Annotated in this window: 26 protein-coding genes; 14 read left to right on the top strand and 12 right to left on the bottom strand. The window is 68.5% G+C overall.

From position 1 onward, the window contains the following. Window positions 1-31: 31 nt before the first annotated feature. The 4 genes from ACQPYM_RS34570 to ACQPYM_RS34555 form a co-directional block, all read right to left on the bottom strand. Entirely contained in the window at window positions 32-1297 is a 1266-nt protein-coding gene (locus tag ACQPYM_RS34570) for a S1 family peptidase (RefSeq protein WP_433009082.1), read from the bottom strand. Window positions 1298-1431: 134 nt separating this feature from the next. Further along, entirely contained in the window at window positions 1432-2034 is a 603-nt protein-coding gene (locus tag ACQPYM_RS34565) for an META domain-containing protein (protein ID WP_433009079.1), read from the bottom strand. Continuing rightward, a complete protein-coding gene (locus ACQPYM_RS34560) occupies window positions 2031-2525 on the bottom strand; it encodes a SigE family RNA polymerase sigma factor (RefSeq protein WP_433009076.1) in 495 nt (164 codons plus the stop codon). Before ACQPYM_RS34560 ends, ACQPYM_RS34565 begins: the two co-directional genes overlap by 4 nt. A gap of 514 nt (window positions 2526-3039) precedes the next feature. Next, window positions 3040-3651, bottom strand: coding sequence for a hypothetical protein (locus ACQPYM_RS34555; protein ID WP_433009073.1), 612 nt, complete (start codon window positions 3649-3651; stop codon window positions 3040-3042). 225 nt (window positions 3652-3876) lie between these two features. Between ACQPYM_RS34555 and ACQPYM_RS34550 the strand changes: the two genes are divergently transcribed. Both ACQPYM_RS34550 and ACQPYM_RS34545 read left to right on the top strand, forming a co-directional pair. Further along, window positions 3877-4557, top strand: coding sequence for a hypothetical protein (locus ACQPYM_RS34550; RefSeq protein WP_433009070.1), 681 nt, complete (start codon window positions 3877-3879; stop codon window positions 4555-4557). Between the two features lie 242 nt (window positions 4558-4799). Then, window positions 4800-4934, top strand: a complete 135-nt coding sequence (locus tag ACQPYM_RS34545) for a hypothetical protein (RefSeq protein ID WP_360285945.1) — start codon at window positions 4800-4802, stop codon at window positions 4932-4934. 133 nt (window positions 4935-5067) lie between these two features. Here ACQPYM_RS34545 and mscL read toward each other — a convergent pair whose 3' ends face one another. The 4 genes from mscL to ACQPYM_RS34525 form a co-directional block, all read right to left on the bottom strand. Beyond that, the gene (gene mscL / locus ACQPYM_RS34540; protein ID WP_433009067.1) at window positions 5068-5472 is read right to left on the bottom strand and encodes a large conductance mechanosensitive channel protein MscL; all 405 of its coding nucleotides are present in this window, start codon (window positions 5470-5472) and stop codon (window positions 5068-5070) included. A gap of 136 nt (window positions 5473-5608) precedes the next feature. Next, window positions 5609-6232 (bottom strand): Flp pilus assembly protein CpaB, encoded by a 624-nt coding sequence (gene cpaB, locus ACQPYM_RS34535; RefSeq protein ID WP_433009064.1) that lies wholly within the window; start codon window positions 6230-6232, stop codon window positions 5609-5611. Between the two features lie 64 nt (window positions 6233-6296). Further along, complete coding sequence (locus ACQPYM_RS34530) at window positions 6297-6665, bottom strand: FmdB family zinc ribbon protein (protein WP_433009061.1); 369 nt, start codon at window positions 6663-6665, stop codon at window positions 6297-6299. Window positions 6666-6829: 164 nt separating this feature from the next. Continuing rightward, on the bottom strand, window positions 6830-7297 hold the full coding sequence (locus ACQPYM_RS34525; protein ID WP_433009059.1) for a DUF1203 domain-containing protein: 468 nt from the start codon (window positions 7295-7297) through the stop codon (window positions 6830-6832). A gap of 98 nt (window positions 7298-7395) precedes the next feature. On the opposite strand from ACQPYM_RS34525, the gene ACQPYM_RS34520 reads away from it, so the two are divergent. Next, complete coding sequence (locus tag ACQPYM_RS34520; protein ID WP_433009056.1) at window positions 7396-9939, top strand: penicillin acylase family protein; 2544 nt, start codon at window positions 7396-7398, stop codon at window positions 9937-9939. 79 nt (window positions 9940-10018) lie between these two features. Here the strand turns inward: ACQPYM_RS34520 and ACQPYM_RS34515 are convergent, their stop codons facing one another. Both ACQPYM_RS34515 and ACQPYM_RS34510 read right to left on the bottom strand, forming a co-directional pair. Next, window positions 10019-11089: a serine hydrolase domain-containing protein gene (locus ACQPYM_RS34515; protein ID WP_433009053.1), complete on the bottom strand. Its 1071-nt coding sequence runs from the start codon at window positions 11087-11089 to the stop codon at window positions 10019-10021. Beyond that, complete coding sequence (locus ACQPYM_RS34510) at window positions 11089-11658, bottom strand: 5-formyltetrahydrofolate cyclo-ligase (RefSeq protein WP_433009050.1); 570 nt, start codon at window positions 11656-11658, stop codon at window positions 11089-11091. Before ACQPYM_RS34510 ends, ACQPYM_RS34515 begins: the two co-directional genes overlap by 1 nt. Window positions 11659-11750: 92 nt before the next feature. On the opposite strand from ACQPYM_RS34510, the gene ACQPYM_RS34505 reads away from it, so the two are divergent. Then, window positions 11751-13139 carry a UTP--glucose-1-phosphate uridylyltransferase gene (locus ACQPYM_RS34505; RefSeq protein WP_433009048.1) on the top strand — a complete coding sequence of 463 codons (1389 nt, stop codon included), beginning with the start codon at window positions 11751-11753 and terminating at the stop codon, window positions 13137-13139. Further along, entirely contained in the window at window positions 13132-13602 is a 471-nt protein-coding gene (locus ACQPYM_RS34500; protein WP_433009045.1) for an N-acetyltransferase family protein, read from the top strand. Before ACQPYM_RS34505 ends, ACQPYM_RS34500 begins: the two co-directional genes overlap by 8 nt. Here ACQPYM_RS34500 and ACQPYM_RS34495 read toward each other — a convergent pair. Continuing rightward, window positions 13562-14632 (bottom strand): ArsR/SmtB family transcription factor, encoded by a 1071-nt coding sequence (locus ACQPYM_RS34495; protein ID WP_433009042.1) that lies wholly within the window; start codon window positions 14630-14632, stop codon window positions 13562-13564. The genes ACQPYM_RS34500 and ACQPYM_RS34495 overlap by 41 nt on opposite strands. Before the next feature lie 110 nt (window positions 14633-14742). On the opposite strand from ACQPYM_RS34495, the gene ACQPYM_RS34490 reads away from it, so the two are divergent. Further along, window positions 14743-16212: an alpha/beta hydrolase gene (locus ACQPYM_RS34490; protein WP_433009039.1), complete on the top strand. Its 1470-nt coding sequence runs from the start codon at window positions 14743-14745 to the stop codon at window positions 16210-16212. A gap of 3 nt (window positions 16213-16215) precedes the next feature. On the opposite strand, the gene ACQPYM_RS34485 is transcribed toward ACQPYM_RS34490, so the two are convergent. Beyond that, the gene (locus ACQPYM_RS34485) at window positions 16216-17187 is read right to left on the bottom strand and encodes a helix-turn-helix transcriptional regulator (RefSeq protein ID WP_433009036.1); all 972 of its coding nucleotides are present in this window, start codon (window positions 17185-17187) and stop codon (window positions 16216-16218) included. A gap of 229 nt (window positions 17188-17416) precedes the next feature. On the opposite strand from ACQPYM_RS34485, the gene ACQPYM_RS34480 reads away from it, so the two are divergent. The 8 genes from ACQPYM_RS34480 (at window position 17417) to ACQPYM_RS34445 (ending at window position 23909) form a co-directional block, all read left to right on the top strand. After that, window positions 17417-17824 carry a VOC family protein gene (locus tag ACQPYM_RS34480; RefSeq protein WP_433009033.1) on the top strand — a complete coding sequence of 136 codons (408 nt, stop codon included), beginning with the start codon at window positions 17417-17419 and terminating at the stop codon, window positions 17822-17824. A gap of 39 nt (window positions 17825-17863) precedes the next feature. After that, on the top strand, window positions 17864-18118 hold the full coding sequence (locus ACQPYM_RS34475; RefSeq protein WP_433009030.1) for a hypothetical protein: 255 nt from the start codon (window positions 17864-17866) through the stop codon (window positions 18116-18118). A 66-nt stretch (window positions 18119-18184) separates the two neighbouring features. After that, window positions 18185-18898, top strand: coding sequence for a YybH family protein (locus tag ACQPYM_RS34470; RefSeq protein ID WP_433009027.1), 714 nt, complete (start codon window positions 18185-18187; stop codon window positions 18896-18898). Window positions 18899-19062: 164 nt separating this feature from the next. Then, entirely contained in the window at window positions 19063-20313 is a 1251-nt protein-coding gene (locus ACQPYM_RS34465) for a 3-deoxy-7-phosphoheptulonate synthase (protein WP_433009024.1), read from the top strand. Further along, the gene (locus tag ACQPYM_RS34460; protein ID WP_433009021.1) at window positions 20301-20924 is read left to right on the top strand and encodes an isochorismatase family protein; all 624 of its coding nucleotides are present in this window, start codon (window positions 20301-20303) and stop codon (window positions 20922-20924) included. The genes ACQPYM_RS34465 and ACQPYM_RS34460 overlap by 13 nt, the downstream gene beginning before the upstream one ends. Continuing rightward, window positions 20921-22963: an anthranilate synthase family protein gene (locus tag ACQPYM_RS34455; RefSeq protein ID WP_433009018.1), complete on the top strand. Its 2043-nt coding sequence runs from the start codon at window positions 20921-20923 to the stop codon at window positions 22961-22963. Before ACQPYM_RS34460 ends, ACQPYM_RS34455 begins: the two co-directional genes overlap by 4 nt. Continuing rightward, a complete protein-coding gene (locus tag ACQPYM_RS34450; RefSeq protein WP_433009015.1) occupies window positions 22960-23295 on the top strand; it encodes a hypothetical protein in 336 nt (111 codons plus the stop codon). The genes ACQPYM_RS34455 and ACQPYM_RS34450 overlap by 4 nt, the downstream gene beginning before the upstream one ends. Next, window positions 23292-23909 carry a pyridoxal 5'-phosphate synthase gene (locus tag ACQPYM_RS34445; RefSeq protein WP_433009012.1) on the top strand — a complete coding sequence of 206 codons (618 nt, stop codon included), beginning with the start codon at window positions 23292-23294 and terminating at the stop codon, window positions 23907-23909. Before ACQPYM_RS34450 ends, ACQPYM_RS34445 begins: the two co-directional genes overlap by 4 nt. Window positions 23910-23950: the final 41 nt, after the last annotated feature.

Raw genomic sequence — 23950 nt, 5'->3', positions numbered from 1 at the left:
CACGATGTGACCGGGGTAAGCGTAGCGGACGTTAGCCGGTGATTGCGGTGACGCCTAGGTGGCCGGCTATGGAGGCGTAGCGTTCGGCGTACAGGGTGGTGCAGCGGGAGGCTGTGCAGCCGGCGCCGGCGAAGGTTATGCCTCGGATGGTTGCGGTGGTTGAGCCGGAGCGGGTGTAGAGGGGGCCGCCGGAGTCGCCGCCGACGATTACTACGGAGGTGCCGCGGGTTGCCCGGATCACGTATGTCGTGCAGCCGTCGGGGTCGCAGTACTTGGCGCTGAGCGACTTCACGGTGATGCCGCACAGCGAAGTACTGAAGGAGCCGGACTGGCAGACGGATGCGCCGATGGCTGGGTCGCCGGCGCTCTTGACTGTGCGGGTGTCCACTGGGTCGCCGGGGCCGTCGGTCCAGATCTTGGAGCCGTAGGAGCTGCCGGTCACCAGGGCCTGGTCGTAGTCGGGGTAGTTCGTCCGAACCGTCGTGGTGCCGTAGTAGTGGCTGCCGGAGCGCCAGGCTGTGCCCTTGCCGCCGCAGTGGCCGGCCGTGACCGAGCCGCGCTGGCCGGTGGAGCGCTTGATGACCGAGAAGCCGGCAGTGCAGTTCTTGGTCGCCGATGAGATCCGCGCGCCGCCCCAGTGGCCGCCCTTCGCGGTGTCGTTCAACCGGCTGGTCCGCTGTGCGGCCCCGGCAACCGCCCGTACGCCGTCCAGCGACTGCAGCGCCTCGACCGCAGCGGCGGATGTTGTGGCCTTGTCGTACTCGACCACGATGTCCTCGGACGCCGGATCCAGGTCAACCGTGTAAGTGGTCTTCGCGGCATCGGCCCAGGAGCGGGCGCCTACCCGGTTCCAGGCGTCGGCGATGGAGCGGGCCGAGCGGCAGCTGCGCTCGACGCCGAGCATCTTGAGGCCGGCGGCCGGAACGTTCTTGGAGACGGCGGCCTGGTACTTCTTCTCGTCGGCGACCGAGTCGTCGATGACCACCTTGTAGCCGGTCTCGGCCGACCCCAGTACGCCGACGATGCCCTGGCTGAGCCCGTACGGCAGCCCCGACGTGGGACGCCCGGTCGCATCCAGCGGCTCGATCGACCGTACTGCGGTCGTCACGCCCTCGCCGATCGCCTCGCCCAGCGGCCTCGGGTCCTTGGCAGAGACTGGTTGCGCCAGCCGCGCCCGGTTGGAGGAGGACGTGGTGGGACTCGCGTGGTTGCACACCGCGGCCTTCGTGGCGGCTGTCGCAGCGCCCGGCGCAGCAGTCGACGGCAGGGCCGCGACCGAGGCTGCCACCAGTGACACGGAGCAAAGGGCGAGCAGCGGGACAGTAGCTGAGAGTCGCACTAAAGCTCCCCAATCGGTGGACGGCCTCCGCAATCGTCCGGTCAGGGACTGCACATAGTCAATAGCCGATCACGGTCCGCAAGCAAATTTGACTACCGTGCGCGAGCGTATCTCGCAACTTCACGCCCGTCGCCCGCGTAGAAAGCCAGGCTCGTGGTGTCGGCGCTGATCCGTTTGGCCGCCGCCAGTACCGCCGTGTGCGGCACGTTGTCGCAGCCGATCAGGCGGTGGCCGTTCGCCTGGCTGCTGAACTCGCCGCGCTGCCCGATCGAGTACGTGCCGCTGAGCGAGTTGCAGCCGTCCGAACCGACCCAGGTGCCGTCAGCCTTGAAGGTGATGATCGGGTCCTCGGGGCGCCCGGCCTTGAGGGTGGTGAAGCCGGCAAGCACCTGGGGACGCCAGGTCCCGGCCACTGTCTGGGCGGTTGTCGCAGGGGCCTGCTCGGTGGAGCCGGCGGTTGTGGGGCTGCTTGCGGCTGGCTCTGAGGTGGGCTGCGACGAGCCGTGCAGGCTGGAGCCGACGACTGCGATCACCGCGACCGCGGCAGCCGCAGTACCGGAGACCAGCCAGGTACGCCGCTGCGCGTGGTGCGCGCCGTTGGCGGCTCGGCCGGCCAGGTCAGCTGCCAGCGGGACGGAAGCCGCGGCGCGTTCGAACGTGGCGCGCAGTTCTTCCTCTAGCTCTGTCTTGCTCACGACAACCTCTCATCAACACGGTGGGACTGCCTCGTCCTGCGGAGCGCGGCGAGGGCTCTGCTCGCGGTCGCGCGCACCGAGGACGGTTTGATGCCGAGCAGGTCGGCGATCGTGCGGTCGTCCAGGTCCTGGTAGTAGCGCAGGACCAGGACGACCCTTTCCCGTGGCGACAACGTGGCGAGGGCTCGCCAGAGGTCGTCGGAGTTCACGATGTCCGTGGCCGGATCCGGAACCGTGCGATCGCTGCTGAGGTCGGCCGCCGGAGCCTCGGTGAAGGACCGGCGGCGCGTCATCGACAGGTAGGAGTTGATCAGGATCCGGCGTACGTAGAGGTGTGGGTCGTCGGCCCGCTGCACCTTGCGCCAGGACCGGAACGCCTGCATGAGCGCGATCTGGGCCAGGTCCTCGGCGCGTTGGTAGTCGCCGGAGACGGTGAAACCGAGGCGCACCAGTTCCTGCCCGCGCGCGGACGCGTACTCCTCGAACTCCACTCGCAACTCCCCAGCTGGGCGTACAACACCTCACACCTATTAGACGCACTGTGCTACCCAGGGTGCTGCAGAGATTCACACACAGTTCCGTCTCACCCCACTCGCACCCGGTACGCCGGTACGCGGGCGCGCGAACTGCCGGAGGCGTCAGGGTGCGGGGGCGCAAACGCGGATGAGCACGAGGCTGGCGGCTCGCCTCGAGAGACGGCGGCGGCGAGCCGGGTGCGCCAAGAGGCAGGGGTTGGCGTCGAGGAGCTGGCGGCGGCGGGGCGGGGATGCCCGTGAGGCAGGGCTGGCATTGAGGACCTGGCACCCGGGCGTCTGTTGGGGCGCGGTGAGGTGCGGGCGAGGTGGCGGTTGGGCGTCAGTCGGGGGCGCGCCGGGCGAGAGGCTGGTGGCTGGCCTAAACCGGGTGGGGCCTGGCCACCCGCCTTGCGGGGTCCCCTGGGGGTGGTCGCAAGGCGGGTGGGTGACCCTGGCTCGGACGGCTTCGGGGGGCGCGTCCGGGGCAGGGTCAGCGTAGGCCGAGCGCCTTCACCAGCTCGGGGGTAACCTGCCGCGGCGCGGGGAGCTCGCCTGGCTTGCCCTGTCCTTCGAAAGAGGTTGCGACCAGCTGGCGGCAACCGAATGCTTCCGCGGTGAACGACAGGACGCCGCGGTCGTTGTCGGTGAAACGCAGAACGTAGGTCGGGCCTAGTTCCTTGGTGCACATGGCCGGCTTCTTGGCCACCGGCGGTGCGCTGTTCACCAGGGCGAACAGGTCCGTGGCCTGTTTGGCGGTCCGCTTGGTGTTGACCGTGGCGTAGTCCTGGCCGGTCGCGTCCGGCTCGAACTGGCAGATCGTCACGCTGACCGGCTGGAACAGGGACTTGGCGGTCCCCTTCCCCCAGACAGCCTTGTCGACGGCCGTACGGATCGCGCTGATGGTCTCCGGGCATTCCATGCTCGGTGTGCCGCTGGGTGTGGCGGTGGGGGGAGTGGGCGTTGTGCCGACTGTGGTCGGCGTCTGGCTGGGCGGCTGGGCGCCGGCGCCGCTTGGGCTCTCGTCACCGCAGGCGGCGGTGAATCCGAGAACTGTCACGACGAGCGTCGCCCCGATGAGGCCCCGTGTCCTTGATGCACTCACGACTCGGTCCTTCCGGGTTGGGCAAGGAGACCATCATGGTCGAGGAGGATCTCACTGGTCGTGGCAGAACTGTCACGGCGGCGCGTCTATCTGGTCACGAGGCGGATCGAGTGTCAAAAGTGGCAGTTCTGTAACGCGTGCGACCTGTTCGGGCCCCGGCAATGGGATGATCTGGCGGCAACCGGAGTGACCTGAGGACCGGAGTACCCGACTGGGAGGACGGACGTGGGCAAGAGGAAGGACGCGGCGGAGCTGGCTCGCCGCGAACGCGAGGAATGGCAGCTGGGTCAGGACTGGGCCCGCTGGCTGATCGCGGGCAACACCCCGCAACCGCTCACGTTGTTCGGAATCGTCCTGGAACATGGGGAGATCGCCTACCTGCAGTCCTCCGCGCACTACGCCCGCCTGTACGCCGGGAGTGGCGCCTACACCACCAGCGGCGGGCTGTTCATCGGCAAGCCGGGCATGGTGCTCGGCATGATGGCGGCGAACGCGGCGGTCAACGCGAGCCGGAAGGCGGCCGCCCGGCGGAACACCCAGGTGCTGTGGCGCGATCTGCAGGAAGTCCCGTTGATCGCGACCAACTACCGGCTGATGTGTCATCTGCCGGCCCGGGGCTGGTTGAGCTTCTACTACAACGCGGTCCAGGAGTTCTATCCCGATCCGGCCAACTGGACGGTGACGTTCGGCTTCCAGAACGCCGAGCCGTTGCGCCTCGGCGGACTGGCGGTACCGACGTTGTCCGTGCTCACCGCGTGGTGTGTGCTCGGCGAACGCTGGCAGCAGGAGCCCGGGATCGCACCGCTCGTGCAGGCCGCAACAGCTCCCCAGGTGCAGCCGCCGGAGCAGCAGGCTCAGCTGGAAGGCCAGCAGAAGAACCTGCCTCGAATCCCAGGCCAGGACTGACCCGAAGCGAGGGCCGAGAACCGGATCGCGACTTCACGCGTCGCCCGTCCAGCCCGGACGACGTCGTCACCGCCGTCCGGTACGGGCGCGCCCCAAATCTTGCCGTTCACCAAGCCCGCGTCGATGGCTGGCCCGACGTGCTCCTCGCGGCCCCAAGTCGATGGCTGCTCCGACGTGCTCCCCTGCGGCCCTAAGTCGATGGCTGCTCCGATGTGCTCTCCTTCGGTCGGTAGCCTGGATGCATGACAAGCCCGTACGAAGACGACGAGCCGCTGCTGCCGGACCAGACCCGGGATGACGACGCCCGCACCTGGGGCGAGAACGACACCAGCGACGACGACGAACGCATCCTCCGCGAGGTCCCGCCACACCACTGAGCCCGCTGACCCGGTGAGTTGAAGACCCGATGAGTACGGTTCTTCTGATTCACGGTGGGTTGTGGGACTCGATGGACGCGGAACGCTTCTGGCGTACTCCGAACGTTGTCGCCGAACTGGAGGTACGCGGCGGCTACTGCTGGCGGGCGCGGAGGGCGTCGCGGATTTCGATCAGGAGTTCCTGGTCCATGGTGAGCGGCTCGGGGTCTTCCTCGGGGGTGTCGGAGCGGGCGGCGCGGCGGTCCTGGATCTTCTTCATGGGGACGACGAGGACGAAGTACACGACGGCGGCGGTCAGGAAGAAGACGATGAAGGCGTTGATGACCGCACCTAGGTCGACCTTCGAGGCTGCGTTGCCGTCGACGATGTAGAAGGCCAGGCCGTTGACGTTCTTGCCGCCGAGGGACGCGATCAGCGGGGAGACCAGATTGTCGACCACGGTCTTCACGACCGTGGCGAAGGCGGTGCCGATGACGACCGCGATGGCCAGATCGAGGACGTTGCCCCGCATCAGAAACTTCTTGAAGCCCTCGAACATGGTGCCCGCCTCCACGGATGTGGGCCCGGTCGGACCCTCGACTGATTGACCCCGCAAAAGTAGGACCCAGCCCGGTGGATGGCGAGCAAACGCGCCGCAGCGTCACCGATCGCGATCGGATGTGTCCGATAGGTGATCAGCTCGTGTCCGGAGTCAGCGCGAAACTGATCCGGGCGTTGGCGCTGGCCTGGGCCACTTTGGCGATGGACTCCCGGCCTGCGGCGATCACGACCAAGGCGCCGGACGATCCGGTGGTCGAGGCGCGGGCAGCGGGGAGTGCGAGCACACGCACCCCGTCGGCCAGGGGAGTGGCGGCATCGCCGGGGGTGCTCGTGGCGGCGTACAGGTCTATTCGGTCGCCGACCTGGAGGAGGGTGGTGAGGTCGGCGTCGTCGACGCGCACGGGATAGGCGAATTGGCCGGGTGGCAGCGCGGCAGGCGTGAGGAAGCGGGCGTCGGTCAGTGGCTCGCCGGAACGCACTGGGCCCGCCAGGACGCGTTTGGTGAGGTCGCTGCCAGGGCGGAGCGCGCCGGAGGGCACGACTCCGGTGGGTAGTCGCACGGTGCGGAGGTCACGCGCGGTCGGAGGCGAGCCGCCGGACAGGTCGCGCGCCGCCGCCAGCACGGCCACGGTGGGCGGCGGTGGCGGAGACAGGGCGGTCAGGCCGCAGTACACGGCTGCCGCGGCGGACAGCCCCGCGAGGAGACGGCGGTGCCGGCGAACGGCTTTCAGCAGATGACGAAAAAGTGGTCGGCTCATGCCAGAGAAGGTACGAGCCTTCGAGCACCGTTCCCCCGTTGTCCACAAGGGAATCCGGGAAAGTTCAGGCGGCGCTGCTCGACGACGACCCCGAAGAGCCGGCCGAGGACGAACCCGAGGACGACGAACCAGACGACGACGAACCGGATGACGAACCAGCCGAGGACTTCGCGGCGTCCGACTTCGCCGAGGTGGACGAGGACGACTCCGAGGAGGACGACGACTCGCTCTTGGCCGACACCGTGCTGCTGTTCGACGAGCGGCTGTCGGTGCGGTAGAAACCCGAGCCCTTGAAAACGACGCCGACCGCGTTGAAGACCTTGCGCAAGGTGCCCTCGCACGCCGGGCAGACCGTCAGGGCGTCATCGGTGAAGCTCTGGCGGACCTCGAGCGAGTTACCACACTCGGTGCACTGGTACTGGTACGTCGGCACGTGATTCCCCTTCAGTCCGCTGGCACTCGTACTACTCGACTGCTAATAATGCGCCACGGGCCCGAAGTATTCCAACTCCGGCCCCGCGGCCACCCGGCTCCGGCCCCGCGGCCACCCGGCTCCGGCCCCGCGGCCACCCGGCTCCGGCCCCGCGGACACCCGGTCTAGGCCGCTTTCCGCCGGACCGAGAAGTTCCAGCAGCCGGCGATCACGTTGCGGACGTGGACCAGCGCGACGGCAGGGTCGTCGAAGAGCCGTTTGAGCTCTCCTTCGCTCTCCCCAGGCTCGGCCAGCACCCCTTCGAGCATCTGCCCGGCAGCGTCGTACGGGCGCAGTACTGCCCGCCGATCGATGAAGTCGGCGGGAAAGGACGATCCGGTGAAGCCCGGGCACGCCTCAACGTGGACGAAGACCGGCCCGATCTCCGCGTACGGGCCGCCGAGTTCCGAGGGGCGGTAGGAGATGAGGGCGATCTGCTCGCCCTCGCGAGACAGCCTCAGGCAACAGCGCAAAGGAGCGCCGGCTCCGGAGGTCCGGGGGACCAGCGGGTTGCCGTGGTCGTCATAGCCGTTGCAGCGGATCCTGTCCAGGTCGCGGGCCGGAACGGGGACGAACTCGAGCTCGGTGATCATGCCGGTGGAACGCGAACAGCACCGATTATGTGAGTGGTTGTCCACAGTCCAGGGGAGCGGCATTTGGGGTGGGCCGCCGCATTCTCTAAGTTTGGTCCGTGCGTCGCCTGCTGCGAGTCATCATTGTGTCCGGAATCGCGATCGCCACCTTGCTTCTGGTGGTGGCCGGGACCGGCATCTTCGTCGTCCGCCACTCCTTCCCGAGCTACGACGGGACGGTCGAGCTGACCGGCCTCGACGCGGACGTGGAGGTGGTCCGCGACGGCAACGGCATTCCGCAGATCTACGCCGACAAGCCGGGTGATCTCTTCGCTGCCCAGGGCTACGTGCACGCTCAGGACCGCTTCTTCGAGATGGACTTCCGCCGCCACGTCACCTCCGGCCGGCTGGCCGAGCTGTTCGGCAAGGACGCGCTGGAGACCGACAAGTTCGTCCGCACGCTGGGGTGGCGCCGGGTCGCGGAGAAGGAGCTCGGCCTGCTCACACCGGCCACCCGGCAGTACCTCGACGACTACGCCCGCGGCGTCAACGCCTACCTGGCCAGCCACGCGGGCTCCGGCCTCAGCCTCGAGTACGCCGTACTGTCGCTGAAGGATCTCAACGGGCCGGACTACCGTCCCGAGCCGTGGACAGCGGCCGACTCGCTGGCCTGGCTGAAGGCGATGGCGTGGGATCTCGGCGGCAACATGAACGACGAGATCGCCCGGACCAAGCTCGCGGCGAAGTACCCGGCCACCAACATCGAGACCCTCTACCCGGCCTACCCCTACGACCGCAACGAGCCGATCGTCCCGACCGCCGCGGTGAGCAAGGGCGGCACGTTCACCACCTCCCCGGCCGACACCGAGGCGCGGCGCGGGATGCTGACCCAGGATCTGCTCAAGTCGCTCGACACCGTCCAGAAGGTGGCGAAGGGGCTGCCGCAGCTCCTCGGCCGCGGCGACGGGATCGGTTCGAACTCCTGGGTCGTCTCCGGTGAACACACCACGACCGGCAAGCCGCTGCTGGCCAACGACCCGCACCTCGGCGCCACGATGCCGGGGATCTGGACCCAGGTCGGCCTGCACTGCAACAAGGTCGGCACCGGTTGCCCGTACGACGTGTCCGGCTTCAGCTTCTCCGGTCTGCCCGGTGTGGTGATCGGCCACAACGGCGCGATCTCCTGGGGTTTCACCAACCTCGCCCCGGACGTGATGGACCTCTACCTGGAGAAGTTCAGCGGTCCGGACGCCGTCGTCTTCGACAACAAGATCCGCCCGCTGGTCAAGCGCGAGGAGAAGTTCAAGGTCGCCGGCCAGGACGAGGAGGAGACGATCGTCGTCCGGGAGTCCCGGCACGGCCCGATCATCTCCGACGTCTCCGACGACGCGGGCGACGCCGGCAAGCTGGCGGGCGAGCGGCTGAAGAACCCCGAGGCGTACGGCATCGCTCTGCAATGGACCGCCCTGACGCCGGGCAAGACCGCCGATGCGCTGTTCGCGATCAACCGGGCGCAGGACTGGAAGTCCTTCCGGGCCGCCGCGGCGCAGTTCGAGGTGCCCTCGCAGAACCTCGTGTACGCCGACCGCGAGGGCCACATCGGCTATCAGGCGCCCGGCCAGGTGCCGATCCGCAACCGCGGTAACGGCGACTGGCCGGCTCCCGGCTGGGACTCGCGCTACCGCTGGACGGGGTACATCCCCTTCGACTCGATGCCCACCGAGGCCGACCCCGACGACGGCATCATCGTGACGGCGAACCAGGCCGTCGTACCGAAGACCTACCCGTACCACCTGACCGACGACTGGGACTACGGCTACCGGTCGCAGCAGATCCTCGAGCGGATCCGCGCCGGCGGCAAGCTGGACGCGAACGCGATGGCCTCGATCCAGCTCGACACCAAGAACCGCAACGCCGAGGCGATCGTCCCCTACCTGCTGCACGTCCAGATCAACGACGAGTTCGACCGGCAGGGGCAGGACACGCTGCGGAACTGGGACTTCACCCAGCCGGCCGACTCCGCGCCGGCGGCGTACTTCAACGTCGTCTGGCGCAACCTGCTCGAGCTCACCTTCCACGACCAGTTGCCGGAGGACACCTGGCCGGACGGCGGGTCGCGCTGGTTCGAGGTGATGCGCAAACTGGTCACCCAGCCGAACAGTGCCTGGTGGGACAACCTCGGCACCCCCCAGCGGGAGAGTCGCGACGACATGCTCCGGGAGGCGCTCGTCAACGCCCGCGCGGAGATCACCACCAAGATGGCCCGCGATCCCTCCGGCTGGCAGTGGGGCCGGTTGCACAAGCTGACGCTGACCAACCAGACACTCGGCAAGTCGGGGATCGGTGTGGTGGACAAGCTGTTCAACCGCGGCCCGTACGAGCTGGGTGGCGGTTCGTCGCTGGTGAACGCGACCGCGTGGGACGCGTCGGAGGGCTACGGGGTGACCGCGGTGCCGTCGATGCGGATGGTGGTCGACCTGGCCGACTTCGACAAGTCGCGCTGGATCAACCTGACCGGCGTCTCCGGCCACGCGTTCATGTCGAACTACACCGACCAGACGGAGCTGTGGGTGCGTGGCGAGACGCTGCCGTGGGCCTTCACTCGCGGCGCGGTCGAGGCGACCCGCAAACACACGCTCACCTTCACCAAACCCGAGAACTAGCAACCCCGTTCACCGGGTCTAGCCGGCCGGACCGATGCGGTCCGGCTGGTCGATCTCGCGGCCGCGACCGAAGGGCCGGTTAGAAGGCGGCTTCGAACGCCGCGAAAAGCTCGGGCGGCCAGGTCCAGATGGCTCGTTGGGTCAGCAGCAGTACTACGGTCCGCTGGTCCGGCGAGGTCGACCACAGGGTGCCGAGCCCACCGGCCCAGCCGTACCGCCCGCCGCCGACCGACACCCCAAGACCCCAGCCGGTGTCAGGTCCGAGGAAGTCAACCGCCGCCGCTCGCTGTTCCGCGGTCAAGTGATCCGTGGTCATCTGCCGCACGGACTCGCTCGACAGAATTCCGTTGCCTCCAGCAAGCATCATTCGGGCGAACGCGTGGAAGTCGTCCACCGTCGAGATCAGCCCACCGGCTCCGTCAGGGAACGACGGCGGAGTCGACCACTGGCTGGAACCAGCGCTGTCGAAGTCCTCCTCGCCCAGGTACGCCGTAGTCAGCCGCCCAGGATCCGCAGCCGTGAATCCCGTGTCCTTCATCCCCAAAGGCTCGAAGATCCGCTCCCGCAGCACCTCCTCGAGCGACTGACCCGCAGCCCGAGCGATCAGTACTCCGAGCACCTGCGAGCCGGTCCCGTACATCCACCGCTCACCCGGCTGGTACTGCAACGGCAGCGTCCCGAGTCGCCGCATCCACTCATCGGGATCCAGCGGCGACCGCGGTTTCGGCGGCCCGAAGGTCCGCAGTTCGAGTTCTTCCTCCCGAGAGCGGATCTCGGCGTTGTCCGACTCGCCGAGCCCCATCCGGAACGTCAGCAGGTCCCGCACCGTGATCGCCCGCACAGCCGGCACCGTGTCGTCGAGCGGCCCGTCCGGACGACGCAGTACGAGGGGCGAGGCGAGTTCCGGGATCAGGTCGCCGATCGGCTCGTCGAGCTTCAGAACGCCCGACTCGACCAAGCTCATCGTCGCCGCGGCCACGATCGGCTTGGTGAAGGACGCTACTCGGAACAAGCTGTCCCGTTGCATCGGCGGGCCACCGGAAGCGAGGTTGCCGACGACGTCCACCCGCGTCTCCCCGTCGCGGCTCACCAGGGCGACGGCCCCCGCCAGAGTGCCCTTGTCGACGGCTGAAGTCAGTTGGTCGTGCATCAGCCCATCATGTCGGACACCTGGACCAGTCGGGTCGGCGTGAGGGCAGCGTGGACCGGCTGGTCGTGCGGATCGGCCGGGAGCGAGTCGACGATCTCGGAGTCGTAGACCACGGCCCAGACCGGAGTACCGGGGGAGACGCGCGTCAGGGCTCGGTCGTACGAACCGCCGCCGCGCCCGAGTCGTACGCCGTGACGGTCGACCGCCAGCGCCGGGCAGATCACCAGTTCCGCAGTACCGATTGCGTCGGCTCCCAGGTCGACGGGTGGTTCCGAGAGGCCGAGCCGCCCCGGGACCAGGTCGGCTGCTCCTGGCGCGATGCCCCAGCCGAGGTCGTTGTCGGCGTACAGGACCGGCAGGAGCACCTCACGGCCGGAAGCGAGCAGCCAGTCGATCAGCGGACCGGTCTGCGGCTCGGTGCCCATCGAGATGTAGAGCGCGATCCGTCGAGCGGCCAGTACGTCGGCCTGCTCGCGGGCGACGGCGAGCAGTCCCGCGCCGGAGGGCACGGTCATCCGTTGCCGCGCGGCCAACAACTCCTGGCGGATCGCCGCCTTGGGGGAGAGCACAGCGTGAGCCTAGTCCCCGGCGTCCGGCTTTCCTGCGACGCGGAGTGACACAGTTAACGTCGCGTGGTGATCGACTGCCCTAGGGTTGGGACATGAGTGAGGCAGGTCTTCAGCAGGCACAGGAGAAGATGCGGGCGGCCGGCGCGGCCGAGGTCGCGATCAAGGTCTTCTCGCACTACTACCGATTGCTCGAGTCGGGTCAGCAGGGCACGATCCGGGAGGACGACATCGAGCCGGTGGGCGAACTGCCCCACCTGGAGAACCTCGACACCGACCAGGAGTCGCGGCGGGCAGCCCTCGCCGAGACCGTGGTGATCAAGCTCAACGGCGGCCTGGGGACGTCGATGGGCGTGACCGGGCCGAAGTCGGCGCTGCCGGTCAAGGACGGGCTGAGCTTCCTCGACATCATCGCCCGCCAGATCCTGGCCACCCGCAAGGCGTACGACGTACCGCTGCCGCTGGTGCTGATGAACTCCTTCCGCACCAAGGAGGAGTCGCGGGCCATCCTCAGCCAGTACTCCGACCTGCCGGTGGACGGCGTCCCGCTCGACTTCCAGCAGAACATGGAGCCCAAGCTCCTCGCCGACGACCTGACCCCGGCCGAGTGGCCCGACGACCCTGAACTGGCCTGGTGCCCGCCTGGTCACGGTGACCTGTTCACCGCGCTGGTTGCGTCGGGCACCCTCGACGCGCTCCGGGAGAAGGGTTTCCGGCACGCGTTCGTGTCCAACGCCGACAACCTCGGCGCCACCCCGGACGGCCGGATCGCCGCTTGGATGGCCGAGCACGACGTCCCGTTCGGGATGGAGGTCTGCCGCCGGACCAGGTCGGACCGCAAGGGTGGCCACGTCGCCGTCCGCAAGTCCGACGGGCGGTTGATCCTGCGCGACAGCGCCCAGGTGCACGCGGACGACACCCAGCACTTCCAGGACATCACCCGGCACCGGACGTTCAACACGAACAACCTGTGGATCGACCTGGACCGGCTCGCCGAGCTGATGGCGGGCCACGACGGCATCCTCGGGCTGCCGATCATCGTCAACCGCAAGACGGTCGACCCGGCCGACTCGTCCTCGCCGAAGGTGATCCAGCTGGAGACCGGGATGGGCACCGCGATCGAGACCTTCGAGGGGTCGCAGGCGGTGGTCGTCGACCGGAGCCGGTTCAAGCCGGTCAAGACCACCAACGACCTGCTGGTACTGCGTTCCGACGTGTACGAACTCGACGATGCGGGCGACCTGACCACGACGCACGAGGGCGACGAGCCGTACGTCGACCTGGATTCGGAGTACTTCAAGATCCTGGCCGACTTCGAGGCACGGTTCCCGGCCGGCCCGCCGTCGCTGGTCCGGGCCGACCGGCTCGAGGTCCGCGGTGATGTTGCCTTCGGCAAGGACGTGGTGGTGCTCGGCGAGGTCGAGGTGGAGGCGCCGGCCGGGGAACGGCTGGAGATTCCCGACGGGACCGAGCTCCGTGGATGATGTCTGGATCCGGCCGATGGAGCCGTACGACACGGACGAGGCCGCAGCGGTTTGGTGGCGCTCCCGGCATGCTCAGGGTTCGCAGGTGCCACCGGCCGTCCACACTGAGGAACAGGTCCGCGGCTGGTTCGCCGAGGTGCTGCTACCGGACGGGCAGAGCTGGGTAGCGATGGACGACGGCCGGATCGTCGCCGTACTGACGCTGGACGGCGACGACCTCGACCAGCTGTACGTCGACCCGGACGTGGCCGGCCAGGGCATCGGCTCGACCCTGGTCGACCTCGCGAAGGACCTGCGGCCCGGTGGACTCGCCTTGTGGACGTTCCAGAGCAACACGCGGGCACAGGAGTTCTACCGGCGGCACGGGTTCACCGAGGTACGGCGTACCGACGGTGCCGGCAACGAGGAGCACGAGCCGGACGTCAGGATGGTGTGGGGCGCGCATCCCGAAGCGGCATCGTGAGCTGCTCTGCTGCTTGGGTTCTGGCGTAGTAGACCTCGCGGCCGAGTCGGCGGCGTTCTACCAAGCCACTGCTGTGCAGGCGTCCCAGGTGATAGGACACGGTGGCTTTGGACAGGCCGAGACGGGCAGCAAGGCTGTGTCCCGGCTGGGGGACTTCCAAGGCGGCTATGAGGCGATGGCGAGTGCCTAGGCCATCGGTCAGCGGCTCGTCGGGGGCGTCGGCTGTTGCGTGGGGGCCGATGACGGCAGCGCGGCCTCTGCAGGGGTAGCCGATCAGTAGGTCGCCGCCGGAGATGATGATCGCGCGGCCGCGGTCGAGCAGCACCGAAGGTGCCAGCACTATGCGGCGGCCGGTCCGCGTCAGGTCGAGCTCCAGCGGGGAGTCGAGCTGTGCGCTCTGGCCGTCCCAGTCCTCGCCGTCGACGAGTTCGACGGCCGCGGAGGACATACCGGTCGTCTTCACGAGCTGCAGCCGGTGCATGACGTCGGTCTCGGTCACTGACCGGATCACTGGCCAGGTGGGCGCAAGGAGCACCTGCCACGCTTCTGCCAAGGCCTGCTGAACAGCAGCCAGCAGTGGAGCGGTGTCGCCGGCCCAAGCCGCTGCAACCAGTGCGGTCGGCTGCTTACGCCACTTGTCCGCTACAGCCGGTACTGCGCCCAGGTTGCGGGCGAAGTATTCGTCGACCGGCCCTAGGCGGTAGGTGAGGCGTAGGTGGGCGCGCAGGTCGTCAAGCGGAGTGGCGGCGATGGCAGCGAGCTCGGCCTCGGGAGTCGGGCGGTACTGGTCGGTGAGCGGGATGAGGAAGTCCGGGACTGAGTGGGTCGCTGGGTCGATCAGGTCGAGTAGCAGCGCGCGGCTGGCCGACGAGACCCGGGCCCAGCGCTGAGGGAGCCAGGCCGGTGGCTGGTGTGGGCGCTGCCGGATCCACAGGACGGCTTCGACGACATGCATCATCGGTGACACGGTGAAGCGCAACGTGGACAACTGGTGGTCGTTCAGGCCGAGCCGGATCACCTCACTGATCATCGCTGGTGATGGGGTCGGCCGCGAGAGTTCGAAGGTCTCGAATGGATGGCGGCCGAGGCTGTGGGCGGGGTGTGCTGTGCCACCAACGCCCGATCGGTTTGGAGCCCATCATGCGCCGTACGCACTCCCTCCTGATGGCGACCACTCTGGTCGCCTGCCTCCTGCTCGGCGGAAGCACGGCGCAAGCTGGAAGCCCAGCGCAGGCCGGCAGCACGGCCGAAGCTGGCAACACGGCTGAAGCTGGCGCGGCTGAAGCTGGCGGCGGCGCGGCTGAGGTCGGCGAGGCGGCGGTGGGCGGCGGTGGGTGGAGTGGGCTGAGCCAGTGTGTGCAGCCTGAGCTGGCCGCCTACCTTTGTGGCGAGCTGACAGTCCGGCTGGATCGCTCAGACCGCCGGAGCAAGACCCTGGACCTGCCGGTGCTAGTGGCAGGCAACCCGCAGGCCAAGCGCACGATGCTAATGCTCACGGGAGGACCTGGACAGCCGGGCCCGGTCCTTGCGCCGCGAGTCCTGCAGGCCTTTGAGGGCATCCGCAACGACTACCGCATCGTCATGCTGGACCAACGCGGTACGGGCGCCAACGCGCTGAACTGTCCCGAGCTCCAGGCCGAGCGCGGTGGCAGCGATCTCCGGGTGCCGACCAAGGTCGCAGTACTGGCGTGTGCAGCGACCCTGGGCGCTGACCGTGAGCACTACGCGACCACAGACTCCGTGGCCGACTTCGAGGACCTACGGCGAGCACTCAAGGTCGAGCAGTGGGCCGTCAACGGCGTCTCCTACGGCACCTACACCGCGCAGCGGTACGCCGCCGCGCACCGGTCGAGGGTCACCCACCTCGTGCTCGACTCGACAGTGCCGGTCGATTCCTTCAGAGCCGACCTGGCAGAGACCTTCAACGAGTACGCCCGCGTACTACGCGACGTCTGCACAGCCCCCGGCCGCAACTGCCCTGGCGACCCCGCCGCCGACCTGGCGTCCGTAGTACGGCAGGACCCGGCTCTCGGGCCGAAGTTGCTCGAGGCGATCACGATGATGGGGTACGTCGACCCGGCTCGCCTCCTGTTCGCTCCAGAGGCACTGCACGCGGCGGCCAACGGCGACAGCAAGCGGCTCGGAGACCTGTTCGCGCTGGTCGACCGCTTCAGCCAGGCACCGGCATCGCAGTACAGCCAGGGAATCCAGGCGGCGACGCTCTGCCTCGACCTGGACTTCCCCTGGGGCGGCGCACAGTCGCCGGAGCACAGCAGGGCCCGCAAGGCTGACCGGGCTATCAGCAAACTCACTGCTGAGCAGTTGTGGCCGTTCAACGCCGAAACGGCTCGCAGGAACGGCGAGATGGTGATGTGCGAGTACTGGCCCAAGGTCAAGGACCGTGAGGTTCACGGGCTCTCACTGCGAGGTGTCAACGCTCTGCTGCTGCACGGCGAGCGCGACTTGGGTACGCCGCTCATCTGGGCGCATGAGGCTCATCGGGACATCCCCGGGTCGCGGCTGGTCGTAGTACCGGATGGTGGTCACTCGCTGCAGGTCAGTGGGGCCGGTACCGTCCGGCAGACCGTCACGGACTTCCTCCTGAGCTGATGCTCAGGACACTCCGTAGTGGGTGGCGACCGCGGCGGCGCGGTTGCCCAGGGAGGCGCGCAACCACTGCGGGGACAGGGCTTCCGCGCTGGTGGCGAGCTTCCACAAGGCCCACTGGGCATGTCGCGAATCCTGGAAGGTCACCTCGAGCAGCCGCCAGCCGTGGGCATCGGCCTCTTCGGAGAGAACGGCCAGGGCATTGCCCACCAGGTCATCGCGATGCGCGGGATGGACCCGCACCTGCACGGTGACCTGCTCGCCACCGGTCCGGAACTGTGTGCTGCGTTCCTGCCAGGCCTGGTCGAGATCGACGCCGTCGGGCCGCTGAGCGGGGTCGGGGAGCTCCTCGGCGGCCAGGATCCGGGACAGCCGGTAGGTACGGTCGGCGCCGGACTTCATCGCCAGCAAGTAGCCCTTGTCGCGTGCGGTGACCAGGCCGACCGGGTCAACCGTGCTCCACCTCGAGGCCTTGTTCGCCGCGGCGTAGCGGATGCGCAGCTTGTGGCCGGCCAGTACCGCCCGCCGGATCTCGCTCATGATGCTGTCCGGCACCTCCTCCGGGACCAGCTTGCGGGCGAGGAGGTCGGTCTCGGGATCGATGAGCAGGCGCTGAGCCGCGCCGGTCGCGGTCGCGCGATGGCTCTCGGGGAGCGCGTCGACCACCTTGAGCATGGCCGAGGCGAGCGCCGAGCCGAGGCCGAAGGCCTGGGCCCCGCGACGCGATCCGGCGACCACCAGGGCGAGCGCCTCCTCGTGGTTCAGGCCGGTCAGCTCGGTCTGGAAGCCGGGCAGCAACTCGAACCCGCCCCGCCGGCCGCGTTCGGCGTAGACCGGGACGCCTGCCGCGGACAGTGCCTCGATGTCGCGCAGCACGGTCCGGGTGGCCACCTCGAGCTCGCGAGCCAGCTCCGGCGCGGACATCCGGCCGTTCTGGCGCAGTAGCAGGACCAGCGAAACCAGGCGGTCTGCGCGCATGCGAAAACTCTACCGGAATACACGACACAGGGTGTCGTGATTCGCTGAGAGGCTTAGGGCAGTGACTCTCAGGCACCCTGAGCGGTCATTCCATACGGTCTAGGCGCGCGCAGGCAGTGCCACGGGGGACCGGACTTCGGTGGTCGAGTGCTGCCCTGGTCCGGACGACCGTCGGTGTCCGCTGCCACGGTACTAGCCGTTCTCAAGTCACTACCTGAAGGAGTACTCGGTGGGCTCTCAGCTCAACCCCTACATCAGCTACAACGGCAACGCGCGACAGGCGATGGAGTTCTACCAGGAGGTTCTGGGCGGCAAGCTGGAACTGGGCACGCTGGCGGACTTCGGTGCCGCCCCGGCGGACGCCCCGCACGCCGGCCTGATCATGCACGCCAAGCTCGAGTCCCCGGCCGGCTACACGCTGAACGCCTTCGACGTGCCGGAGGGGATGCCCTACCAGCCGGGCAACAACGTCGCGATCTACCTCGGCGGCGACGACGCCGAGCTCCGGGACCACTTCGAGAAACTCTCCGCCGGCGGCACCGTGACGATGCCGCTGGAGAAGCAGGTGTGGGGCGACGAGGCCGGCGCGCTGGTGGACCAGTTCGGGATCTCCTGGATGTTCAACATCACGCAGTAGCACTCCTGATCGACCACGGAGTTCGGGCGGTGGGCCGGTGTGACCGGCCCGCCGCCGCTCTGCCGCGGGGATTTCCTCTCCAGACCGGTGAAAACGGAGCGGAATTTCCCGGCCATTACCATCGTTGAAATGCGCCTGCGCACAATAGGCAGGCAATGTCCAGACGTTTTGACGAGCCTGGATATCGGCCCGGATATGTTGATCGCTGGTTCGCGCGATGATAACCGGGCAGGGGTGCAGGGGGTGGTGGAGTTCACCGGGAAGCCACCAATCGGTTGGATTTTGAATCCTTGACGGATGGAACCTCCGAAGTGTTAAGGTCGCATCACACTTCGATGGCGACCAGGGAATTGAGTCGCAGTGAGGCAACTCATTTCCCTGGCCGCCACCTCTATGCCCGGGGGGGCCATGAAGAAAATCATCCCGACATTGTCGATCGCCACCGCCGTCTTTTTGGTGGCGGGCGCCACCGTCATCAATTCCGCGTACGGCCAGGCCGAAGCGCCCAATGACCCGCCGGCCGGAGCGGCTGCGGATCCACACGCCGGACACGGCACCCACAGCGAATCCGCGGTCAAAGGCGCCCGCCGGCGGACCGGCGGAACCCCAGTGCCAGTAAGGGATCTCAGCGCGACGCTGGCCAGCGCGGAAGCCAACGCCACCGCCACCGCCGGTACGCCGGCCCGGTTGCTGCAACTCCTGGGCGAGCGGATCGTGGCCAAGGACCTGAACGGAATCATCGCGCTCCATGAGCCCACGGCGGCCGTGGTCAATTGGGACGGAACGATTTCCAAGGGCCGGCCGGCGATCCGGGCGATGTACATCGAATGGTTCAAGTCGGATCCGGTGCTCATCGTCAATCCACTGCAGACCTTGATCAACGGAGGCCAGCCCGGACCGAATGGGACGCTGGTGAACCGCACCGCAAGTATCATGGGTGACTACACCCTGGAGCAGACCGCGCCGGACGGCACCCGGGAGAAATTCACCGGGAATTTCTGCGACATCGTCCGCCAGCAGCCGGACGGCACCTGGCTGTATCTCCAGGACAATCCGTACCCGCCGCACAGCTGATCGGTTGATCTCGGCGATTCGACCTTCTTTGTCCTTGACCGGAAATCGGCCGGGGGCACAGAAGGTCTGATCCGCCCTACCCAAAATCACGCATTCCGGGGGAACTCCTGCCACCATGCGGTCCGCGCCCCGGCCATCGGCCGGCGGTGCCGGGCCGCGGGTCGATGCGCGGACGCGAGTTGCCCACATGTCTGAGGTTTGGAGCAAACTTGAACGGCACCTCGCTCGAAGTTTCGCAAGCCCCGGCTGCCTGGCAGCAGCCTCAGTGGGAAGACCCAGCAGAGGTTGCGCAGGTCCGGGATGTGCTCTCGGGCCTTCCTCCGCTCGTGGAGACCGACTCCCTGGCCCGGCTCCGGAGTCTGCTCGCCGGAGTTGCCGCCGGACAGGCGCAGGTCGTGCAGGCAGGTGACTGCGCGGAGGATCCCGCGGAATCCACCGCAGCTGACATCGGCCGCAAGGCAGGACTTCTCACCGTGCTTGCCGGCGTCATGAGCGCCACCACTCATCAACCGGTCGTGCGGGTGGGCCGGATCGCGGGCCAGTACGCCAAGCCACGGTCGGCGCCCACCGAGTGGGTCGATGGCGTCGAGATTCCGGTGTACCGGGGACACCTGGTCAATGGTCCGGAGCCGGCCCTGGAAGCGCGGCGACCTGATCCCCGGCGCCTGCTGGCGGGCTACCACGCGGCGAGCCAGGTGATGGCCCACCTCGCCCCGACCCCGCTGGCGCGGATCGATCCGGACGTGTGGACCAGCCACGAGGCTTTGCTGCTCGACTACGAGACTCCGCTGCTGCGCCGGGACCGGGCGGGCCGGCTCGCGCTCACCTCAACCCACTGGCCCTGGATCGGCGAGCGGACCCGCCAGCTCGAGGGCGCGCACGTCGCGCTGCTGGCTCAGGTGATCAATCCGCTGGCCTGCAAGGTCGGGCCGCGGATGGAGGTCGCCGAACTGCTCGCCCTGTGCGCGCGGCTCGACCCCGGACGGGAGCCGGGCCGGCTGACCTTGATCGCCCGGATGGGTGCTGACGCCGTCACGGAACTGCTGCCGCCGTTGGTCCGGGCGGTGCACGCCGCCGGGCACCCGGTGATCTGGCTGGTCGACCCGATGCACGCCAACACCGTGCTCACCGCCGAGGGTCGCAAGACCCGGGTCGTGGAGACGATCATCCGGGAGGTCACCGCGTTCCAGCTCGCCGTGCGCTCGGCCGGCGGAGTACCGGGTGGAATGCACCTCGAGACCACGCCTGATCACGTGACCGAATGTGTCGACACCCAGCACGGCACCGACCGGATCGGTGAGAGGTACACGACGCTCTGCGACCCACGGCTCAACCCCCGCCAGACGATAGCGGTGGTCTCGGCCTGGCAGACGCAGCTGATGACGCGGCCCGGGGAGGAACTGTGCCCGGCCTAGCACCGATCACGGCGTACCCGCTGCCGACGATGGGCGAACTGCCCACCAGTACTGCGCAGTGGGCCGTCGACCCGAGCCGCGCGGTGCTGCTCGTGCACGACATGCAGCGCTACTTCCTGGCACCGTTCCCGCCGGAGGTCCGTGACCCGCTGGTGCGCCACTGCGTGCAGCTGCGGGAGCGCAGCGCCGCGCTGGGCGTCCCGGTGTTCTACACCGCTCAGCCAGGGGGCATGACCGAACAGGACCGCGGCCTGCTCAAGGACTTCTGGGGTCCGGGCATGAAGGTGGACCCCCGCGATCGTCAGATCATCGACGAACTCGCACCCCGGCCGGAGGACCGGGTCCTCACCAAGTGGCGCTACAGCGCGTTCTTCCGCTCGGATCTGCTGGCGCAGCTGCGCGACCAGGGCCGTGACCAGCTGATCGTCTGTGGGGTGTACGCGCATATCGGGGTGCTGGTGACGGCACTCGAGGCCTTTACCAACGACATCCAGTCGTTCCTGGTCGCCGACGCGTTGGGCGACTTCTCCGCCGAGTACCACCGGCTGGCGCTGGACTACGCGGCGGCCCGCTGCTCGGTGGTCACCACCACCGAGGAGGTTTTCCGATGAACCCGTCGGAGTTGTTCGACCACGTGCTGGGCGCCGATCCGGGGGCCTTCGCCTTGTTGCACCGCCCTGAGGCACTGGGTGCGGACCGGCTGGAGATCCTGCTCGGCCAGGTCAGCACCCCGGCCCGGCTCGCCGACATCCCGCTGACCAGCCCGGCCGGCCACAACGGCCACACCGGCCAGAACGGCCACACCGGCCAGGCCGGCCAGGCCGGCCACAACGGCCACAACGGCCATAACGGCCAGGGCGGCGGCCGGAGTGAGGCTCGGCAGGAAACGCTCGTCCTGGTGCCGCACCAGCAGATCAGCGAGCGTGGCTTCGCCGCCGCCGCGGACGGCTCACCGCTGCTCGCGATGTCGGTGACCGACCAGGGGCAGGTCGCCATCTCCGAGGCGATGTGCCGCCTGCCCGACGAGGCGATCACCTTGGCCGGCGGGCGTTTCGACACCGAGGACGACGCGTATGCGGACACAGTTCGCGCGGTACTGGAGAACGAGATCGGTACCGGAGAAGGCTCGAACTTCGTGATCAAGCGGGCCTTCGTCACCACCATCACCGGCTACTCCACCCGCAGCGCGCTGAGCTTGTTCCGCCGGTTGCTCACCCGGGAGACCGGCGCCTACTGGACCTTCCTCGTCCACACCGGTACCCGGACCTTCGTCGGCGCCACCCCGGAGCGCCACGTCAGCCTGCGGGACGGCGTCGCGACGATGAACCCGATCAGCGGCACCTACCGCTACCCGCCGACCGGCCCGGACCTGTCCGGCGTCATGAAGTTCCTTGCCGACGGCAAGGAGACCGACGAGTTGTCGATGGTCCTGGACGAGGAGCTGAAGATGATGGCCCGCGTCTGCCAGGGTGGCGGCCGGGTGGTGGGCCCGTTCCTGCGGGAGATGGCCTGGCTCGCGCACACCGAGTACTTCATCGAGGGGCGGAGCGACCTCGATCCGCGGGACATCCTGCGGGAAACGATGTTCGCCCCGACGGTGACCGGCAGCCCGCTCGAGAACGCCTGCCGGATGATCGCCCGCTACGAGCCGCGCGGCCGCGGGTACTACGGGGGCGTGGCGGCCCTCATCGGCCGCGATGCCGGCGGTGCCCGGACCCTGGACTCCGCCATCCTCATCCGGACCGCCGACATCCGCAGCTCAGACCTCGACGACAGAGGTCACGTCGAGGTCGGGGTGGGCGCAACCCTGGTGCGGCACTCCGACCCCGATGCGGAGGTCGCCGAGACCCGTACCAAGGCAGCCGGCGTACTCGCGGCGCTGGGCGTCACCGAGACTGGCGGTAACGCAACGGCTCGGGTCGCGGCGCCGCCCGCCACCGAGCGGCTCGATCAGCACCCGATGGTCCAGGAAGCTCTGCGGCGGCGCAACGCGACGTTCGCGCGGTTCTGGCTCGCCGATCCCGACTCGAGGAGCCGGCCGCGGCCCGAGCTGACCGGCCGCCGGGCGCTGATCATCGATGCCGAGGACAACTTCAGCTCGATGCTGGCCCATCAGTTGCGTGCCATCGGGCTGACCGTGCAGCTCGTCCGCTTCGACGAGCCCTATTCCTTCGACGATCACGACCTGGTCGTCCTGGGCCCCGGTCCGGGTGATCCGCGGGAGTCCGGACTGCCGAGGATGGCCCAGGTCACGGCGGCGATCGAGCAGCTCCTGGAGCGGCGAATCCCCTTCCTGGCCGTGTGTCTGAGCCATCAGCTGCTCTGCCAGTACCTCGGGATCAAGTTGATGCGCCGGAACATCCCGAACCAGGGCACCCAGCGGGAGATCGACTTGTTCGGCTCGCGGGAACGAGTCGGCTTCTACAACTCCTACGTGGGTTGGTCCGGAGCGGAGGACCTCGACTGTCCCGGTGTGGGCGAGGTGCGGATCAGCCTGGACGCCGCCACGGGTGAGGTGCACGCCCTGCGCGGCCCTCAGTTCAGCTCGGTGCAGTTCCACCTCGAATCGGTGCTCACCCAGGACGCGGAACGGATTCTGACCTCGATGCTGACCCGGCTGACCGAGACCGAGGAGGTGCTGAACGCATGAAGGCCACCATCGCCTGGTGGGACCTGGCCGGTACCGGCCAGACCATCGACACCCTCCGCGCCCACCTGCGGGAAGAGGGCGTGGAACCGTGGGCGCAGGTGCAGGGACTGCGGCTGAAGTTCTGGATCTCCGACCGGGAGACCAACCGCTGGGGCGCGGTGATGCTGTGGGAGACCAGCCCCGATCCGGCCGCGCCGCTGCCGCCGAACCGGGCCACCGAACTGATCGGATCCGCGCCGACCCACCGGATGGCGACCGAGGTCGAGGCCGTCGTCGAAGGCGTCCACTCCGGTCGCGGCCTGGCCTTCGAGCCGATCGGGGCGTCGTCATGAGCGCATCGACCGAGCCCGCGGTATCCACCGAGTTCTCCGCGCCGCCCCCTGAACCGATGGGACTGGTCCGGGCCTGGTACGACGACGCGGTCGCGGCCGGCGTCAACAAGCCCGCCCCGCTCGCGCTGGCCACCGCCGATGCCGACGGTCGTGCCTCGACCCGGATGGTGTCGGTGCTCGAGATCCGCGACACCGGGCTGGTGTTCGCCAGCCACGCCGGGAGCCGCAAGGGCCGGGACCTGGCCGCGACAGGCTGGGCATCCGGCGTCTGGTACTGGCGTGAAGTCAACCGGCAAGTGATCGTGAGCGGCCCGACCCGTCCGTTGCCCGAGGGGGAGTCCGACGCCCTGTGGGCCGCGCGCCCGGTTAGTGCGCTCGGCATGTCGGTGGCAACGCGGCAAAGCGCGCCGCTGCTGGACGAGGACGCGCTGCGGGCGCGGGCCCTGGAGCTCGGTCGCGAAGGCCCGCAGTTGCGGCGCCCGGCCACCTGGCTGGGCTATCTGCTCGAGCCGGCGTCGGTCGAGTTCTGGCAAACCGCACCGGACCATCTCTATCCGAGGTTGCGCTACGAGCGCGCCGACCCCGGCTGGCGCAGTGAGCGCCTCCAACCCTGACCGGCACGCCGCCCAGCGGACTCGAGACGTAAAGAAGGTAA

Source organism: Kribbella sp. CA-294648 (genome assembly GCF_050943845.1).
Lineage (GTDB): Bacteria > Actinomycetota > Actinomycetes > Propionibacteriales > Kribbellaceae > Kribbella.
This window is presented reverse-complemented; position numbering and strand designations above follow the sequence as displayed.

Excerpts from the sequence above, each read along its gene's own strand:
- ACQPYM_RS34515 (WP_433009053.1), bottom strand. The coding sequence starts at position 11,089 with ATGCACGACCAACTGACTTCAGCCGTCGACAAGGGCACTCTGGCGGGG.
- ACQPYM_RS34445 (WP_433009012.1), top strand. The coding sequence starts at position 23,292 with ATGAGCGCATCGACCGAGCCCGCGGTATCCACCGAGTTCTCCGCGCCG.
- ACQPYM_RS34450 (WP_433009015.1), top strand. The coding sequence starts at position 22,960 with ATGAAGGCCACCATCGCCTGGTGGGACCTGGCCGGTACCGGCCAGACC.
- ACQPYM_RS34495 (WP_433009042.1), bottom strand. The coding sequence starts at position 14,632 with ATGATCAGTGAGGTGATCCGGCTCGGCCTGAACGACCACCAGTTGTCC.
- ACQPYM_RS34485 (WP_433009036.1), bottom strand. The coding sequence starts at position 17,187 with ATGCGCGCAGACCGCCTGGTTTCGCTGGTCCTGCTACTGCGCCAGAAC.
- cpaB (WP_433009064.1), bottom strand. The coding sequence starts at position 6,232 with ATGAGCCGACCACTTTTTCGTCATCTGCTGAAAGCCGTTCGCCGGCAC.
- mscL (WP_433009067.1), bottom strand. The coding sequence starts at position 5,472 with ATGTTCGAGGGCTTCAAGAAGTTTCTGATGCGGGGCAACGTCCTCGAT.
- ACQPYM_RS34490 (WP_433009039.1), top strand. The coding sequence starts at position 14,743 with ATGCGCCGTACGCACTCCCTCCTGATGGCGACCACTCTGGTCGCCTGC.
- ACQPYM_RS34465 (WP_433009024.1), top strand. The coding sequence starts at position 19,063 with ATGCGCGGACGCGAGTTGCCCACATGTCTGAGGTTTGGAGCAAACTTG.
- ACQPYM_RS34525 (WP_433009059.1), bottom strand. The coding sequence starts at position 7,297 with ATGATCACCGAGCTCGAGTTCGTCCCCGTTCCGGCCCGCGACCTGGAC.
- ACQPYM_RS34505 (WP_433009048.1), top strand. The coding sequence starts at position 11,751 with ATGAGTGAGGCAGGTCTTCAGCAGGCACAGGAGAAGATGCGGGCGGCC.
- ACQPYM_RS34455 (WP_433009018.1), top strand. The coding sequence starts at position 20,921 with ATGAACCCGTCGGAGTTGTTCGACCACGTGCTGGGCGCCGATCCGGGG.
- ACQPYM_RS34545 (WP_360285945.1), top strand. The coding sequence starts at position 4,800 with ATGACAAGCCCGTACGAAGACGACGAGCCGCTGCTGCCGGACCAGACC.